A 16250-nucleotide genomic window follows, 5' to 3' on the forward strand; every position below is an offset into this window, starting at 1 on the left:
AAAAGGAATCAGGCTTCTCATGGGCGAACTGGCCAAAGAAATCCTCCCGGTCAATATCGAAGACGAGCTGAAGCAGTCCTACCTCGACTACGCGATGAGCGTAATTGTCGGGCGGGCACTGCCGGATGCGCGCGATGGCTTGAAGCCCGTGCACCGGCGTGTGCTGTTCGCGATGAGCGAGCTGGGCAACGACTTCAACAAGCCGTACAAGAAATCTGCCCGTGTTGTCGGTGACGTGATCGGTAAGTATCACCCTCACGGTGATACCGCGGTGTACGACACCATCGTTCGGATGGCGCAGCCATTCTCCTTGCGCTACCTGCTGGTAGACGGTCAGGGCAACTTCGGTTCGGTGGACGGTGACAACGCCGCGGCCATGCGATACACCGAAGTGCGCATGACCAAGCTGGCGCACGAGCTGCTGGCTGACCTGCACAAAGAAACCGTGGACTGGGTGCCGAACTACGACGGCACCGAAATGATCCCGGCGGTCATGCCGACCCGTATTCCCAACCTGCTGGTCAACGGCTCCAGCGGTATCGCCGTGGGCATGGCGACCAACATCCCGCCGCACAACCTCGGTGAAGTCATCGACGGTTGCCTGGCCCTCATCGACAACCCTGAGTTGACCATCGATGAGCTGATGCAATACATCCCTGGTCCGGACTTCCCGACCGCCGCGATCATCAACGGTCGCGCCGGCATCATCGAAGCCTACCGCACCGGTCGCGGCCGCATTTACATGCGCGCCCGCTCGATGATCGAAGACATCGACAAGGTCGGTGGCCGCCAGCAGATCGTCATCACCGAACTCCCGTACCAGCTGAACAAGGCCCGTCTGATCGAGAAGATCGCCGAGCTGGTCAAAGAGAAGAAGCTGGAAGGCATCACCGAACTGCGCGACGAGTCCGACAAGGACGGTATGCGCGTCGTGATCGAACTGCGTCGCGGCGAAGTGCCTGAGGTGATCCTCAACAACCTCTACGCCCAGACCCAGCTGCAAGCGGTGTTCGGTATCAACATCGTTGCGCTGATCGACGGCCGTCCACGGATCCTGAACCTCAAGGACCTGCTGGAAGCCTTCGTTCGTCACCGTCGCGAAGTGGTGACCCGCCGTACCGTGTTCGAGCTGCGCAAAGCCCGCGAACGTGGCCACATCCTTGAAGGTCAAGCGGTTGCCCTGTCGAACATCGACCCGGTCATCGCCCTGATCAAGGCTTCGCCGACGCCGTCGGAAGCCAAAGAAGCGCTGATCAAGACTGCGTGGGAATCTTCCGCCGTGGTCGCGATGGTTGAGCGCGCCGGTGCCGACTCGTGCCGTCCAGAGACCCTGGACCCGCAATACGGTCTGCGCGAAGGCAAGTACTTCCTGTCGCCGGAGCAGGCGCAAGCCATTCTGGAACTGCGTCTGCACCGTCTGACCGGTCTGGAACACGAGAAGCTGCTGGCCGAGTATCAAGAGATCCTCAACCAGATCGGCGAACTGATCCGCATCCTCAGCAGCGCCACGCGCCTGATGGAAGTGATCCGCGAAGAGCTGGAAGTGATCCGCGCCGAATACGGCGACGTGCGCCGCACCGAAATTCTCGATGCCCGTCTCGACCTGACCCTGGGTGACATGATCCCGGAAGAAGAGCGCGTCGTGACCATCTCCCACGGTGGCTACGCCAAAACCCAGCCATTGGCTGCGTACCAGGCTCAGCGTCGTGGCGGTAAAGGCAAATCGGCGACTGGCGTCAAAGATGAGGACTACATCGCTCACCTGCTGGTCGCCAACAGTCACACCACGCTGCTGCTGTTCTCCAGCAAAGGCAAAGTGTACTGGCTGAAAACCTATGAAATTCCGGAAGCGTCCCGTGCAGCCCGTGGTCGTCCGCTGGTCAACCTGCTGCCGCTGGATAGTGATGAATACATCACCACCATGCTGCCGGTCGACGAATACACCGAAGGTCACTTCATCTTCATGGCGACCGCCAAAGGCACCGTCAAGAAGACCCCGCTGGAATCCTTCAGCCGTCAACGCAGCGTCGGCCTGATCGCGCTGGAGCTGGATGAAGGCGACGTGCTGATTTCTGCTTCCATTACCGATGGCAGCCGCGAAGTCATGCTGTTCTCCGATGGCGGCAAGGTGACTCGCTTCAAGGAAACCGACGTTCGCGCCATGGGCCGTACCGCTCGTGGTGTGCGCGGCATGCGTCTGCCTGAAGGCCAGAAGCTGATTTCCATGCTGATCCCGGAAGAAGGCAGCCAGATCCTCACCGCTTCGGCGCGTGGTTACGGCAAGCGTACGGCGATCACCGAGTTCCCTGAGTACAAGCGTGGCGGTCAGGGCGTTATCGCCATGGTCAGCAACGACCGTAACGGCCGCCTGGTCGGTGCAGTCCAGGTGCTCGACGGCGAGGAGATCATGCTGATTTCCGACCAGGGCACCCTGGTTCGTACTCGCGTCGACGAAGTCTCCAGCCTGGGTCGTAACACCCAGGGTGTGACCCTGATCAAACTGGCCAGCGACGAAACGCTGGTCGGTCTGGAGCGGGTCCAGGAGCCGTCGGAAGTCGAGGGCGAAGAGCTCGAAGGTGAAGAGGGCGAAGCAGGTGCGGTGTTCGACGGTGAAGTCGTGATCGACGACGTTGCCGACGACCAGCAACTCGACGCTGCAGCCGACGAAGAACCGCAGGAATAAGCGGACAAGCAGGGGGCGGATGAAGATTCGCCCCTTCTTGTTTCTCCTGTTTGAATGTAGGACTTGTAGGACATGTAGGAGCTGTCGAGTGAAACGAGGCTGCGATCTTTTGATCTTGCTTCGCAGATGCAGGGAAAAGATCGCAGCCTCGTTTCACTCGACAGCTCCTACGGCTCCTACGACCCCTACAGGATTTTGAATTTTCAGATTTACTGCGTGATACCACCAAATCAGAGCGAGATTGGATGTGAGCAAGAGAGCCTATAACTTCTGTGCCGGTCCTGCGGCGCTGCCTGAAGCTGTCCTGAAGCGCGCTCAGGGTGAACTCCTCGATTGGCACGGCAAGGGCCTGTCGGTCATGGAAATGAGCCATCGCAGCGATGAGTTCGTGTCCATTGCTACCAAGGCCGAGCAGGATCTGCGTGATCTGCTGAATATCCCTTCGAACTATAAAGTGCTGTTCCTGCAAGGCGGCGCCAGCCAGCAATTTGCCCAGATTCCGCTGAACCTGCTGCCTGAAGGTGGCTCGGCCGACTACATCGACACCGGTATCTGGTCGCAGAAAGCCATCGAAGAAGCTTCGCGCTACGGCCACGTCAACGTTGCCGCGACTGCCAAGCCTTACGACTATTTCGCTATTCCCGGCCAGAACGAATGGAACCTGTCGAAAGACGCGGCCTACGTTCACTACGCGCCGAACGAAACCATTGGCGGCCTGGAATTCAACTGGATCCCGGAAACCGGCGACATTCCGCTGGTGGCGGACATGTCCTCGGACATTCTCTCGCGTCCGGTGGATATCTCGCGTTTCGGCATGATCTACGCCGGCGCCCAGAAAAACATCGGCCCGAGCGGCATCCTGGTCAACATCGTTCGCGAAGACCTGCTCGGTCACGCCCGTTCGCTGTGCCCGACCATGCTCAACTACAAGGTCGCGGCCGATAACGGCTCGATGTACAACACCCCGCCGACCCTGGCCTGGTACTTGTCGGGTCTGGTATTCGAGTGGCTGAAAGAGCAGGGTGGTGTTGAAGCCATCGGCAAGCTCAATGAAGTCAAACAGCGCACGCTGTACGATTTCATCGACGCCAGCGGCCTCTACAGCAACCCGATCAACAAGTCGGATCGCTCGTGGATGAACGTGCCGTTCCGCCTGGCTGACGATCGTCTGGACAAGCCATTCCTGGCCGGCGCCGACGAACGCGGACTGCTGAACCTCAAGGGTCACCGTTCCGTGGGTGGCATGCGCGCCTCCATCTATAACGCCGTCGACATCGTTGCGGTCAACGCACTGATTTCGTACATGGCAGAGTTCGAGAAGGAACACGGCTAATGTCTGAGCAAGAACTCAAGGCACTGCGCGTTCGCATTGATGCCCTGGACACCAAAGTCCTGGAGCTGATCAGCGAGCGTGCACGCTGCGCCCAGGAAGTTGCGCGAGTAAAGATGGCCTCGCTGGCCGAAGGCGAAGTGCCGGTGTTCTATCGTCCTGAGCGTGAAGCCCAGGTGCTCAAGCGCGTGATGGAGCGTAACCAGGGGCCTCTGGGCAACGAAGAGATGGCGCGGTTGTTCCGCGAAATCATGTCCTCGTGCCTGGCGCTCGAGCAGCCGCTGAAAGTGGCTTACCTCGGCCCTGAAGGTACATTTACTCAAGCCGCGGCCATGAAGCATTTCGGCCACGCAGTGATCAGCAAGCCAATGGCGGCGATCGACGAAGTATTCCGTGAAGTGGCGGCCGGTGCGGTGAATTTTGGCGTGGTCCCGGTGGAAAACTCCACCGAAGGCGCGGTCAACCACACCCTCGACAGCTTTCTGGAGCACGACATGGTGATCTGTGGCGAAGTCGAGCTGCGGATCCACCATCACCTGTTGGTCGGTGAAAACACCAAGACCGACAGCATCAGCCGCATCTATTCCCACGCCCAGTCCCTGGCCCAGTGCCGCAAGTGGCTGGACGCCCATTATCCGAATGTCGAGCGCGTGGCGGTGTCCAGCAACGCCGAAGCGGCCAAGCGGGTCAAGGGTGAGTGGAACTCGGCGGCGATTGCCGGCGACATGGCTGCGGGCCTGTACGGGTTGACCCGTCTGGCGGAGAAAATCGAGGATCGCCCGGACAACTCCACGCGATTCCTGATGATCGGTAGCCAGGAAGTGCCGCCGACCGGCGACGACAAGACGTCGATCATCGTCTCCATGAGCAACAAGCCCGGCGCCCTGCATGAGCTGCTGGTGCCGTTCCACGACAACGGCATCGATCTGACGCGGATCGAGACTCGTCCGTCGCGCAGCGGTAAATGGACCTACGTGTTCTTCATCGACTTCGTCGGCCATCACCGTGATCCATTGATCAAAGGTGTGCTGGAAAAGATCAGTCAGGAAGCAGTAGCACTCAAAGTGCTGGGTTCCTACCCGAAAGCAGTTCTCTAAGGGGTAGCAAATGAGTGGTGACTTCCTCGCTCTGGCACAGCCGGGCGTGCAACAACTTTCGCCGTACGTTCCAGGCAAGCCTGTGGACGAACTGGCGCGCGAGCTGGACATCGATCCGGCCAAAATAGTCAAACTGGCCAGCAATGAAAACCCGCTGGGTGCCAGTCCAAAGGCATTGGCCGCGATTCGCGAAGAATTGGCCGAGCTGACCCGTTATCCCGATGGCAATGGTTTTGCGCTCAAGACCTTGCTGGCTGAGCAGTGCCGCGTCGAGCTTAACCAAGTGACGCTGGGCAACGGTTCCAATGACATTCTGGAGCTGGTTGCCCGCGCGTATCTGGCGCCGGGCCTGAATGCGGTGTTCAGCGAGCACGCGTTCGCGGTCTATCCGATCGTGACTCAGGCCGTAGGTGCTGAAGCGCGGGTTATTCCTGCCAAAGACTGGGGCCATGACCTGCCGGCAATGCTGGCGGCAATCGATGCCGACACCCGCGTTGTGTTCATCGCCAACCCGAATAACCCGACCGGGACCTGGTTCGGCGCCGAAGCGCTGGACGAATTCCTGCAGGACGTGCCGGCCCATGTGTTGGTAGTGCTGGATGAGGCCTACATTGAATACGCCGAAGGCAGCGACTTGCCGGATGGCCTGGATTTCCTCGCCGCTTATCCGAACCTGCTGGTTTCGCGCACGTTCTCCAAGGCCTATGGCCTGGCGGCATTGCGGGTCGGTTATGGCTTATCCACCGCCGTGGTCGCCGATGTGCTGAACCGCGTACGTCAGCCATTCAACGTCAACAGCCTGGCCCTCGCCGCTGCGTGCGCTGCGTTGCAGGATGCCGAATACCTGGCTGAAAGCCGTCGCCTGAACGAAGCCGGCATGCTGCAACTGCAAGCGGGTTTTCGTGAGTTGGGGCTGAGTTGGATTCCGTCCAAGGGCAACTTTATCTGCGTCGATCTGGGGCAGGTCGCTGCGCCGGTCTTCCAGGGTTTGCTGCGTGAAGGCGTGATCGTGCGTCCGGTGGCCAATTACGGCATGCCGAACCACTTGCGCATCACCATCGGTCTGTCGGCTGAAAACAGTCGCTTCCTTGAGGCGCTGACCAAGGTTCTGGCTCGTGGTTGATGTCACTGCACTGCAATCTGCTGAACCTATGATCGGGCGCCTGGTGGTGGTCGGTCTGGGGTTGATCGGTGGTTCGTTTGCCAAGGGTTTGCGCGAAAGTGGCTTGTGCCGCGAAGTGGTCGGGGTCGATCTCGATCCGCAATCGCGCAAACTGGCGGTAGAACTGGGCGTGGTGGATCGCTGCGAAGACGACTTGGCCGCTGCATGCCAGGGCGCTGACGTGATTCAGCTGGCCGTACCGATCCTGGCCATGGAAAAAATGCTCGCGCGTTTGGCCGGAATGGATCTGGGTCAGGCGATCCTGACCGATGTTGGCAGCGCCAAAGGCAATGTGGTGCGTGCGGCCACCGAAGCCTTCGGCGGCATGCCGGCGCGCTTCGTGCCGGGGCATCCGATTGCCGGTTCCGAGCAGAGCGGGGTGGAAGCCTCGAATGCCGAGCTGTTCCGTCGCCATAAAGTGATTTTGACGCCGCTGGATCAAACCGATCCGGCAGCGCTGGCCGTGGTCGACCGTTTATGGCGTGCATTGGGCGCCGATGTCGAGCACATGCAGGTCGAGCGCCATGATGAAGTGTTGGCGGCAACCAGCCATTTGCCGCACTTGCTGGCGTTCGGTTTGGTCGACTCGTTGGCCAAGCGCAATGAAAATCTTGAGATCTTCCGTTACGCTGCGGGCGGTTTTCGCGATTTCACAAGAATCGCGGGTAGCGACCCGGTCATGTGGCACGACATCTTCCTCGCTAACCGCGAAGCTGTCCTGCGCACACTCGATACATTTCGCAGCGACCTCGACGCCTTGCGCGACGCGGTCGATGCAGGGGATGGGCACCAATTGTTGGGCGTATTCACTCGCGCCCGGGTTGCCCGCGAACATTTCAGTAAAATCCTGGCCCGCCGGGCTTATGTGGACGCTATGAACTCCAACGACCTGATTTTCCTGGCACAACCTGGTGGCCGCCTGACTGGGCGGATTCGTGTACCGGGCGACAAATCTATTTCCCACCGTTCGATCATGCTCGGCTCCCTGGCTGAAGGCACCACTGAAGTGGAAGGTTTCCTCGAGGGCGAAGATGCCCTGGCGACCTTGCAAGCCTTCCGCGACATGGGCGTCGTGATCGAAGGTCCGCACCACGGTCGCGTGACCATCCACGGTGTCGGCCTACATGGCCTGAAGCCTGCGCCAGGTCCGATCTATCTGGGCAACTCCGGCACGTCGATGCGTCTGCTGTCCGGCCTGTTGGCGGCACAGAACTTCGACAGCACCCTGACCGGTGATGCCTCGCTGTCCAAGCGTCCAATGAATCGCGTGGCCAATCCGCTGCGTGAAATGGGTGCCGTGATCGAGACTGCTGCAGAAGGTCGTCCACCGATGACCATTCGTGGCGGTAACAAGCTCAAAGGCCTGACCTACACCATGCCGATGGCCAGTGCCCAGGTTAAGTCCTGCCTGCTGCTGGCGGGTCTGTACGCTGAAGGCAAGACCACCGTCACCGAGCCAGCGCCCACCCGTGATCACACCGAGCGCATGCTGCGCGGCTTTGGCTACCCGGTCAGCGTCAACGGTGCAACGGCGTCGGTCGAGTCCGGCCATAAGCTGACCGCCACCCACATTGAAGTACCGGGAGATATTTCGTCGTCGGCGTTCTTCCTGGTGGCTGCGTCGATTGCCGAAGGTTCGGAGCTGGTGCTTGAGCACGTCGGTATCAACCCGACCCGTACCGGCGTGATCGACATCCTGCGCCTGATGGGCGCCGACATCACGCTGGAAAACCAGCGTGAAGTGGGTGGTGAACCTGTCGCTGACCTGCGCGTACGGGCAGCTAAACTCAAAGGTATCGAGATTCCCGAGGCGCTGGTTCCGCTGGCCATCGACGAGTTCCCGGTGCTGTTCGTGGCAGCGGCCTGTGCCGAAGGGCGCACCGTCTTGCGCGGCGCTGAAGAGCTGCGAGTCAAGGAGTCAGACCGGATCCAGGTCATGGCCGATGGCTTGCTGGCGCTGGGCGTCAAGTGCGAGCCGACCCCGGACGGCATCATCATCGACGGCGGCCTGATCGGCGGCGGCGAAGTGCACGGTCACGGCGATCACCGGATTGCCATGGCCTTCAGCGTGGCTTCACTGCGCGCCACGGCACCGATCCGCATCCACGATTGTGCCAACGTCGCGACCTCGTTCCCGAATTTCCTGGCGCTGTGCGCACAGGTCGGTATCCGTGTTGCACAAGAGGCTCAGTCGTGATTATCAAGCCACCGGTCATCACCATCGACGGACCTAGCGGTTCGGGCAAGGGCACTATTGCCGGGATTCTGGCCAAGCGTCTGGGGTGGTGCCTGCTGGATTCCGGTGCGCTGTATCGACTGTTGGCGTTCGCTGCACGCAATCATGGCGTCGATCTGACCAATGAAGAGTCGCTGAAACTGCTGGCCGCTCATCTGGACGTGCAGTTCGTCGGCGCGACCGAAGGTCATCCGCAGCGGATCATCCTTGAAGGTGACGATGTCACCGATGACCTGCGCAATGAGCAGGTCGGTGCCTGGGCTTCCCAGGTCGCTGCGCTGCCGGCGGTGCGCGATGCGCTGCTGCAACGCCAGCGGGCGTTCCAGGAACCGCCGGGCCTGGTGGCCGATGGCCGCGACATGGGCACGGTGGTATTTCCCGACGCGCCGCTGAAGATATTCCTCACTGCCAGTGCCGAGGAGCGTGCGCGCCGTCGATACTTGCAGTTGAAGGGCAAAGTCGATGGTGTTAGTCTGTCGAGTCTGCTAGATGAGATACGTGTCCGCGACGAGCGTGACACCCAGCGAGCGGTAGCCCCGCTCAAACCGGCGGCTGACGCCATACAGCTGGATTCCACGGAATTATCCATCGATCAGGTGCTGGAACGCATCATGAGCGAGATCGCCATTCGCGATATCGCCGGGTGACCAAGAAGCTGCGCAGGGGACCAGTCATAGTCTTGCGCTGCTTCTTTAAATGAACGTAACCCACGTCGTCTGGGATGTGGAGATGGGCGTATCCTTCGCCCTTATTCAACAGGAATTAAAATGAGCGAAAGCTTTGCGGAACTCTTTGAAGAAAGCCTAAAAACCCTGAACCTTCAGGCAGGCTCCATCATCACCGGTGTTATCGTTGATATCGATTACCAAGCTCGCTGGGTAACCGTTCACGCTGGCCTGAAGTCTGAAGCACTCATCCCGCTTGAGCAGTTCTACAACGATGCTGGCGAACTGACTATCAACGTCGGTGACGAAGTTCACGTTGCGCTGGACTCGGTTGAAGACGGCTTTGGTGAAACCAAGCTGTCCCGTGAAAAAGCCAAGCGCGCTGAATGCTGGATTGTTCTGGAAGCAGCCTTCGCAGCCGAAGAAGTGGTCAAGGGCGTTATCAACGGTAAGGTTAAAGGCGGCTTCACTGTCGACGTTAACGGCATCCGTGCGTTCCTGCCAGGTTCTCTGGTTGACGTCCGTCCAGTGCGCGACACCACGCACCTGGAAGGCAAAGAGCTGGAATTCAAGGTCATCAAGCTCGACCAGAAACGCAACAACGTTGTCGTTTCCCGTCGTAGCGTCCTCGAAGCCGAGAACTCCGCTGAGCGTGAAGCTCTGCTGGAATCCCTGCAGGAAGGCCAACAAGTCAAAGGTATCGTCAAGAACCTCACCGATTACGGCGCATTCGTCGATCTGGGTGGCGTCGATGGCCTGCTGCACATTACCGACATGGCTTGGAAGCGTATCAAGCATCCTTCCGAAATCGTCAACGTTGGCGACGAGATCGATGTCAAGGTTCTGAAGTACGATCGCGAACGCAATCGTGTTTCCCTGGGCCTGAAGCAACTGGGCGAAGATCCATGGGTTGCTATCAAAGCCCGTTACCCAGAAAGCACTCGCGTTACCGCTCGTGTAACCAACCTGACCGACTACGGCTGCTTCGCTGAGCTGGAAGAAGGCGTTGAAGGTCTGGTACACGTTTCCGAAATGGACTGGACCAACAAGAACATCCACCCTTCGAAAGTCGTACAAGTCGGCGACGAAGTGGAAGTTATGGTTCTGGACATCGACGAAGAGCGTCGTCGTATCTCCCTCGGCATCAAACAGTGCAAATCTAACCCATGGGAAGATTTCTCTGGCCAGTTCAACAAGGGCGATAAAATCTCCGGCACCATCAAGTCGATCACCGATTTCGGTATCTTCATTGGTCTGGACGGCGGCATCGACGGTCTGGTTCACCTGTCCGACATCTCCTGGAACGAAGTGGGCGAAGAAGCCGTTCGCCGCTTCAAGAAGGGCGACGAGCTGGACACCGTTATCCTGTCGGTTGACCCAGAGCGTGAGCGTATCTCCCTGGGTATCAAGCAACTGGAAAGCGATCCGTTCTCCGAGTACGTTCAAGAGAACGACAAAGGCGCAATCGTTAAGGGCATCGTGAAAGAAGTTGACGCTAAAGGCGCCATCATCACTCTGGCCGACGATATCGAAGCGACTCTGAAAGCCTCCGAAATCAGCCGTGACCGCGTTGAAGACGCGCGCAACGTTCTGAAAGAAGGCGAAGAAGTAGAAGCCAAGATCATCAGCGTTGACCGCAAGAGCCGCGTAATCCAGCTCTCGATCAAGTCGAAAGACGTTGAAGACGAGAAAGAAGCTATCCAGAGCCTGCGCGATAAGCCAGCTACGGAAGCCGCTGCCACTGGTGATACCACCATGGCTGCACTGCTGCGTGAAGCAATGGCCAAGCAGAACTAAGTTCTGTAAGACCATAGAAAAAGGGCGACTTCGGTCGCCCTTTTTTGTGCCCGGAATTTGGGGCATGAACCAATCCCTTCCGCATGCTGTCTCTTTCTTTAGTCGGATCAATCGTTTATTTGCAGCTAGGCTTACGCTTGGGGCGAACGAGAGTCGGGCGTGGCGTCCGGCATAAGGAAGTGAATGAACAAGCTCATTGTCGCAATTGCTGTGCTGACATTGACGGGGTGTACTACTAACGCCAAGACGCATGTTGTACGCGGGGTCAGTGGTATCGAGATCGATTGCTCGGGATTGGGTTCCGGGTGGGAGAAATGCCGCAAGCGAGCCGCCAAGGAGTGCAAGGCTGCCGGGTACAAGGTGGTTGCACGATCCGACGATGCCAAAGAAGAGGATGAGTTTCCTTTTGGCTTTAATCCAGCAGGCTACCTTACGCGCACCATGTTGGTTATTTGCAGGTGATAGTGTGGTGCCGCGGCTGTTTCGGTGTCCTGTAAATGGGCATTTCGAGGCTGGTAAAGATATGTCAAACCCTGGGCTGTTCAAATTCCTCCGGGCATGCTAAAACCTTTGAAGCGCTGATCTAGCTGCTTGAAAAAGAAGGGAAAAATATGACGAAGTCGGAGTTGATCGAACGAATTGTCACCCATCAAGGGCTGCTCTCATCCAAGGATGTGGAGCTGGCCATCAAGACCATGCTTGAGCAAATGTCCCAATGTCTAGCCACCGGGGATCGTATCGAGATCCGTGGTTTTGGCAGCTTCTCCCTGCACTACCGCGCACCGCGCGTGGGTCGTAACCCGAAAACCGGTCAGTCGGTTAGCCTCGATGGCAAGTTCGTTCCGCACTTCAAGCCGGGCAAAGAACTGCGTGATCGGGTCAACGAAGAAGAGGAGGAAGGTTTTGACCTCCATAACTAAAGGTTCGGCGCATGCGTAGCCTCAAGCGTGTACTCCTTGGCTTGGTATTCCTCTTGCTGATTCTGGTTGTTCTGGCATTCGTTCTCGAAAATCAGCAATCGGTTTCACTGTTGTTCTTTGGTTGGGCCGGGCCGCAACTACCGGTGTCGCTGGTAATGGTTCTTGCACTACTGATCGGCATGTTGATCGGGCCGATTTTGGGCTGGTTCCTGGGGCGTGCGTCCCGGGCCTCACGCAAGCGCCTTGTCTGATTCCGATAATGTGAGCGCAGGGCGAATTGGCTACACAGCTTGTCTATATCCATTAGTAAAACCTTCATTAAGCTGTAAAATGCTCCGCTTGTCCGGAGAGTGGCGCCTGCCGTTCCGTTCAGACTGACACTGTCAGAAGCTATGCTTAGTTATGGCTTTTGCATTCATGGATCAGACAGCGCTCGGTTGGTAGCTCTGTCAGCAGCTCAAGGGTATGGTTTCGCGTGAAAATTCTAGTAACCGGCGGCGCCGGGTTTATCGGTTCGGCAGTCATTCGTCATATCATTTCCAATACTGCCGACTCGGTGATTAATGTCGATAAGCTGACTTACGCCGGCAATCTTGAGTCATTGGCCGAAGTTAGCGAAAATTCGCGTTATGCATTCGAGCGCGTAGATATCTGCGACCGCGATCAGATCGACCGTGTCCTGCGTGAACATCAACCCGATGCCATCATGCATCTGGCCGCAGAGTCCCATGTCGATCGCTCGATCTCTGGTCCGTCCGAGTTCATCCAGACCAACATTATCGGCACTTACACCCTGCTGGAAGCTGCACGCCACTATTGGGCGGCATTGGATGATGCGCGTAAAGCCAACTTCCGTTTCCACCATATTTCCACCGATGAAGTCTACGGAGACCTCGAAGGTCCGGAAGACCTCTTCACGGAAACCACGCCATACCAGCCAAGCTCGCCGTACTCGGCCAGCAAGGCCAGCTCCGATCACCTGGTTCGCGCCTGGAGCCGTACCTATGGCCTGCCGACCCTGGTCACCAACTGCTCGAACAACTACGGTCCTTGCCACTTCCCTGAGAAGCTGATCCCGCTGATCATCCTCAACGCACTGGAAGGCAAGCCGCTGCCGGTCTACGGCAAAGGTAACCAGGTCCGTGACTGGCTGTATGTCGAAGACCACGCTCGCGCCCTGTACAAGGTCGTGACCGAAGGTGTCATCGGCGAGACTTACAACATCGGCGGTCATAACGAAAAGCAGAACATCGAGGTCGTTCAGACACTGTGCGCACTGCTTGATGAGATGCGCCCGGATTCCGCACATCGTCCTCACGCCAGCCTGATCACCTACGTTCAGGATCGTCCGGGCCACGATCAGCGTTATGCGATCGATGCCAGCAAAATCCAGCGTGAGCTGGGTTGGACTCCGGAAGAAACGTTTGAGACCGGTATCCGCAAAACGGTCGAGTGGTACCTCACCAACACTGAGTGGGTTGATCACGTGAAGAGCGGCAGCTACCAGCAATGGATTGACCAGAACTACGCGGATCGTTCGAGCAAGGCATGAAGATCCTTCTGCTGGGAAAGAACGGGCAAGTCGGCTGGGAGCTGCAGCGCTCCTTGGCTGCACTTGGCGAGCTGACTGCCTTGGATCGCCAGACGGTCGATGGTTTGTGCGGTGACCTGTCTGACCTCGATGCGTTGCGTGCGACTATCCGTCGGGTCAAGCCTGACGTTATCGTCAACGCCGCAGCTTATACCGCCGTCGATAAAGCCGAGTCCGAAACCGAACTGGCTGATCGTGTGAACGCTCAGGCAAGTCAGGTTCTGGCAGAAGAGGCCGCGTCCCTGGGTGCCTGGCTGATTCACTACTCGACTGATTACGTCTTCAGCGGTCAGGGCTCTGTGCCATGGCAAGAAACGGATGGCGTCGCACCGGTGAACCACTACGGGGCCAGTAAACTGGCTGGCGAGCAGGCGATTATTGCGTCGGGTTGCAAGCATCTGATCTTTCGCACCAGTTGGGTCTACGCCGCTCGCGGCAACAATTTTGCCAAGACGATGCTGCGCTTGGCAAAGGATCGCGAAACACTTAGCGTCATCGCCGATCAGATCGGCGCCCCGACGGGTGCAGACTTGATCGCCGATGTGACTGCATTGGCTATTCAGCAAGTCATGCAGCGCCCTGAACTGGCAGGCTTGTATCACCTTGCGGCTGGCGGTGAAGTGTCCTGGCACGGCTACGCCAGTCATGTGATCGAATTTGCCCAGGCCAATGGCGAGTCACTTGCCGTCAAGTCAATTAGCCCGATCGAAACAACCGCATACCCGACACCTGCCCGTCGCCCTCTGAACTCCCGTTTGAATACTCAGAAGCTACGCGACAATTTCTCTCTACACTTGCCGGATTGGCAAAGTGGTGTAACCCGAATGCTTAGGGAAGTTCTGAACAAATGAACACGACAAATCGTAAAGGCATCATCCTCGCTGGCGGTTCGGGCACGCGCCTGCATCCGTTGACTCTCGGCGTGTCCAAGCAGATGTTGCCGATCTACGACAAGCCGATGATCTTCTATCCGCTGTCGGTGCTGATGCTCGCGGGGATGCGAGAGATCCTGATTATCTCCACGCCTGATGACTTGCCAAGCTTTCGCAAGTTGCTGGGTGACGGCAGCCTGTACGGCATCAAGCTGACTTACGCCGAACAGCCTACTCCAGACGGCCTGGCTCAAGCGTTCATCATCGGGGAAGAGTTCATCGGCAAGGACCCTTGCTGCCTGATCCTTGGTGACAACATCTTCTACGGCCAGCACTTCTCGGATAACTTGCGTTCTGCGACTGAACAGAAGTCTGGTGCGACGGTCTTTGGTTACCACGTCTCCGACCCTGAGCGTTTTGGCGTGGTTGAATTCGATGCTACTGGTCGTGCTCTCAGCATTGAAGAAAAACCGCTGAAGCCCAAGTCCAACTACGCGGTGACCGGCCTGTACTTCTACGACAACGAAGTTGTCGAGATAGCCAAGAACATCAAGCCTTCCGAGCGCGGCGAGCTGGAAATTACCGACGTCAACCGTGCTTACCTTGAGCGTAAGTCCCTTAACGTCGAAATGCTTGGCCGCGGTTTTGCCTGGCTCGATACCGGTACTCACGACTCGCTGCTTGAAGCCAGCCACTTCGTGCATACCATCGAACAGCGTCAAGGCCTGAAAGTGGCTTGCCTGGAAGAGATCGCCTACCACAATGGCTGGATTACTGCCGAGCAGCTGGGTGCTCAAGCTGACGCCCTGAAGAAGACGGGCTACGGTCAGTACCTGCAGAAGTTGTTGGACTCGCCTTCCCACTGATTCGAAAGACCAGTCCTTCTCGAAAAAAAGCGTTCAATCGGTTCAAGCAGGAATGGCATGCCAGTAAAACTTCCCAAGATTGCGGTTTTGCTGGCTGCCTACAATGGCATGCAGTGGATCGAGGAGCAGCTTTTATCAATTCTTGACCAGTCTTCTGTTGCGGTAACGATCTACATAAGTGTCGATCCCTCCAGTGATGGAACTGAGTCCTGGTGTGAAGCTTTTTGCGCTGCCCAAGAGCGTGTTGTTTTACTACCCGATGCAGGACAATTTGGCGGTGCTGCACGCAATTTTTTTCGATTGATACGCGATGTCGACTTTGAAAATTACGATGCCGTTGCCTTTGCTGATCAAGATGATATCTGGCATTCAGATAAGCTGATGCGCTCCATGGAAATCATGGCTGCGCGAAAGGTTGACGCCTATTCAAGTAACGTCACGGCCTTTTGGTCAGGCGGAAAAAAGGTGTTACTCGATAAGAGCCAACCACAGGTCGCATGGGACTATCTCTTCGAAGCGGCCGGCCCAGGCTGTACTTACGTTTTTACCAAGCCGCTTGCTAAAGCACTAAAAGAAGCTGTCTTGCAGAATTGGAGTCAGCTTCAACAAGTAAGTTTGCATGATTGGTACTGTTACGCATTTGCTCGAAGTCACGGGTACGACTGGTTTATTGACCCTAAATCAACAGTGCTTTATCGGCAGCATGAAAGTAATCAGGTCGGTGCTAACACCGGGTTGTCACCATTGCTGCAGCGATATAAGACCATTCACGAAGGTTGGTGGTTTACTCAGGTGAGGGTGATTGCAGAGCTGATAGGGCAGGCCGACGAACCGTGGGTGAAGAGTTGGTTGCGCTTCAGGCGCCGTAATCTATTGGCGCTGTCATTGAAGTCATGGCAGTGTCGTCGACGATTGAGAGACAAGATATTGTTTTTCTTCGTGTGCTGCTTGACTGCAATAGTCGGCAGGAACATTTAACGAGAGGGGAGTGGCAACTGCTGTAACTCCAGGAAGCTCTTGCTTGCCAGCTT

Annotated in this window: 14 protein-coding genes; all 14 read left to right on the forward strand. The window is 57.5% G+C overall.

From position 1 onward, the window contains the following. Nucleotides 1–19 precede the first annotated feature (19 nt). Nucleotides 20–2683 carry a DNA gyrase subunit A gene (gene gyrA, locus NK667_RS03950; protein ID WP_054051909.1) on the forward strand — a complete coding sequence of 888 codons (2664 nt, stop codon included), beginning with the start codon at nucleotides 20–22 and terminating at the stop codon, nucleotides 2681–2683. A 247-nt stretch (nucleotides 2684–2930) separates the two neighbouring features. Further along, a complete protein-coding gene (gene serC / locus NK667_RS03955; protein ID WP_054613901.1) occupies nucleotides 2931–4016 on the forward strand; it encodes a 3-phosphoserine/phosphohydroxythreonine transaminase in 1086 nt (361 codons plus the stop codon). Then, a complete protein-coding gene (pheA, locus tag NK667_RS03960; RefSeq protein ID WP_028620536.1) occupies nucleotides 4016–5110 on the forward strand; it encodes a prephenate dehydratase in 1095 nt (364 codons plus the stop codon). Before serC ends, pheA begins: the two co-directional genes overlap by 1 nt. Before the next feature lie 10 nt (nucleotides 5111–5120). Further along, entirely contained in the window at nucleotides 5121–6233 is a 1113-nt protein-coding gene (hisC, locus tag NK667_RS03965; RefSeq protein WP_054613902.1) for a histidinol-phosphate transaminase, read from the forward strand. 28 nt (nucleotides 6234–6261) lie between these two features. Beyond that, nucleotides 6262–8469, forward strand: coding sequence for a bifunctional prephenate dehydrogenase/3-phosphoshikimate 1-carboxyvinyltransferase (locus NK667_RS03970; protein ID WP_054614074.1), 2208 nt, complete (start codon nucleotides 6262–6264; stop codon nucleotides 8467–8469). After that, a complete protein-coding gene (cmk, locus tag NK667_RS03975; protein WP_054051914.1) occupies nucleotides 8466–9155 on the forward strand; it encodes a (d)CMP kinase in 690 nt (229 codons plus the stop codon). The genes NK667_RS03970 and cmk overlap by 4 nt, the downstream gene beginning before the upstream one ends. Before the next feature lie 120 nt (nucleotides 9156–9275). Next, the gene (gene rpsA / locus NK667_RS03980; RefSeq protein WP_054051916.1) at nucleotides 9276–10970 is read left to right on the forward strand and encodes a 30S ribosomal protein S1; all 1695 of its coding nucleotides are present in this window, start codon (nucleotides 9276–9278) and stop codon (nucleotides 10968–10970) included. Between the two features lie 183 nt (nucleotides 10971–11153). Beyond that, nucleotides 11154–11432: a hypothetical protein gene (locus tag NK667_RS03985; RefSeq protein ID WP_054051918.1), complete on the forward strand. Its 279-nt coding sequence runs from the start codon at nucleotides 11154–11156 to the stop codon at nucleotides 11430–11432. 149 nt (nucleotides 11433–11581) lie between these two features. After that, nucleotides 11582–11890, forward strand: a complete 309-nt coding sequence (gene ihfB, locus NK667_RS03990) for an integration host factor subunit beta (RefSeq protein ID WP_054051920.1) — start codon at nucleotides 11582–11584, stop codon at nucleotides 11888–11890. An 11-nt stretch (nucleotides 11891–11901) separates the two neighbouring features. Next, nucleotides 11902–12141, forward strand: a complete 240-nt coding sequence (locus NK667_RS03995) for a LapA family protein (RefSeq protein ID WP_054613903.1) — start codon at nucleotides 11902–11904, stop codon at nucleotides 12139–12141. Between the two features lie 224 nt (nucleotides 12142–12365). Further along, complete coding sequence (rfbB, locus tag NK667_RS04000; protein WP_054051924.1) at nucleotides 12366–13442, forward strand: dTDP-glucose 4,6-dehydratase; 1077 nt, start codon at nucleotides 12366–12368, stop codon at nucleotides 13440–13442. Beyond that, nucleotides 13439–14332, forward strand: a complete 894-nt coding sequence (rfbD, locus tag NK667_RS04005; RefSeq protein WP_054051926.1) for a dTDP-4-dehydrorhamnose reductase — start codon at nucleotides 13439–13441, stop codon at nucleotides 14330–14332. The genes rfbB and rfbD overlap by 4 nt, the downstream gene beginning before the upstream one ends. Then, entirely contained in the window at nucleotides 14329–15219 is an 891-nt protein-coding gene (gene rfbA / locus NK667_RS04010; protein WP_054051928.1) for a glucose-1-phosphate thymidylyltransferase RfbA, read from the forward strand. The genes rfbD and rfbA overlap by 4 nt, the downstream gene beginning before the upstream one ends. Nucleotides 15220–15276: 57 nt before the next feature. Continuing rightward, a complete protein-coding gene (locus tag NK667_RS04015; protein ID WP_054613904.1) occupies nucleotides 15277–16197 on the forward strand; it encodes a glycosyltransferase in 921 nt (306 codons plus the stop codon). The last annotated feature ends 53 nt before the right edge of the window (nucleotides 16198–16250 follow it).

It is taken from the genome of Pseudomonas nunensis, assembly GCF_024296925.1.
Taxonomy (GTDB): Bacteria; Pseudomonadota; Gammaproteobacteria; order Pseudomonadales; family Pseudomonadaceae; genus Aquipseudomonas; species Aquipseudomonas nunensis.

Excerpts from the sequence above, each read along its gene's own strand:
- gyrA (WP_054051909.1), top strand. The coding sequence starts at position 20 with ATGGGCGAACTGGCCAAAGAAATCCTCCCGGTCAATATCGAAGACGAG.
- pheA (WP_028620536.1), top strand. The coding sequence starts at position 4,016 with ATGTCTGAGCAAGAACTCAAGGCACTGCGCGTTCGCATTGATGCCCTG.
- hisC (WP_054613902.1), top strand. The coding sequence starts at position 5,121 with ATGAGTGGTGACTTCCTCGCTCTGGCACAGCCGGGCGTGCAACAACTT.
- NK667_RS03970 (WP_054614074.1), top strand. The coding sequence starts at position 6,262 with ATGATCGGGCGCCTGGTGGTGGTCGGTCTGGGGTTGATCGGTGGTTCG.
- rpsA (WP_054051916.1), top strand. The coding sequence starts at position 9,276 with ATGAGCGAAAGCTTTGCGGAACTCTTTGAAGAAAGCCTAAAAACCCTG.
- NK667_RS03985 (WP_054051918.1), top strand. The coding sequence starts at position 11,154 with ATGAACAAGCTCATTGTCGCAATTGCTGTGCTGACATTGACGGGGTGT.
- ihfB (WP_054051920.1), top strand. The coding sequence starts at position 11,582 with ATGACGAAGTCGGAGTTGATCGAACGAATTGTCACCCATCAAGGGCTG.
- NK667_RS03995 (WP_054613903.1), top strand. The coding sequence starts at position 11,902 with ATGCGTAGCCTCAAGCGTGTACTCCTTGGCTTGGTATTCCTCTTGCTG.
- rfbD (WP_054051926.1), top strand. The coding sequence starts at position 13,439 with ATGAAGATCCTTCTGCTGGGAAAGAACGGGCAAGTCGGCTGGGAGCTG.
- rfbA (WP_054051928.1), top strand. The coding sequence starts at position 14,329 with ATGAACACGACAAATCGTAAAGGCATCATCCTCGCTGGCGGTTCGGGC.
- NK667_RS04015 (WP_054613904.1), top strand. The coding sequence starts at position 15,277 with ATGCCAGTAAAACTTCCCAAGATTGCGGTTTTGCTGGCTGCCTACAAT.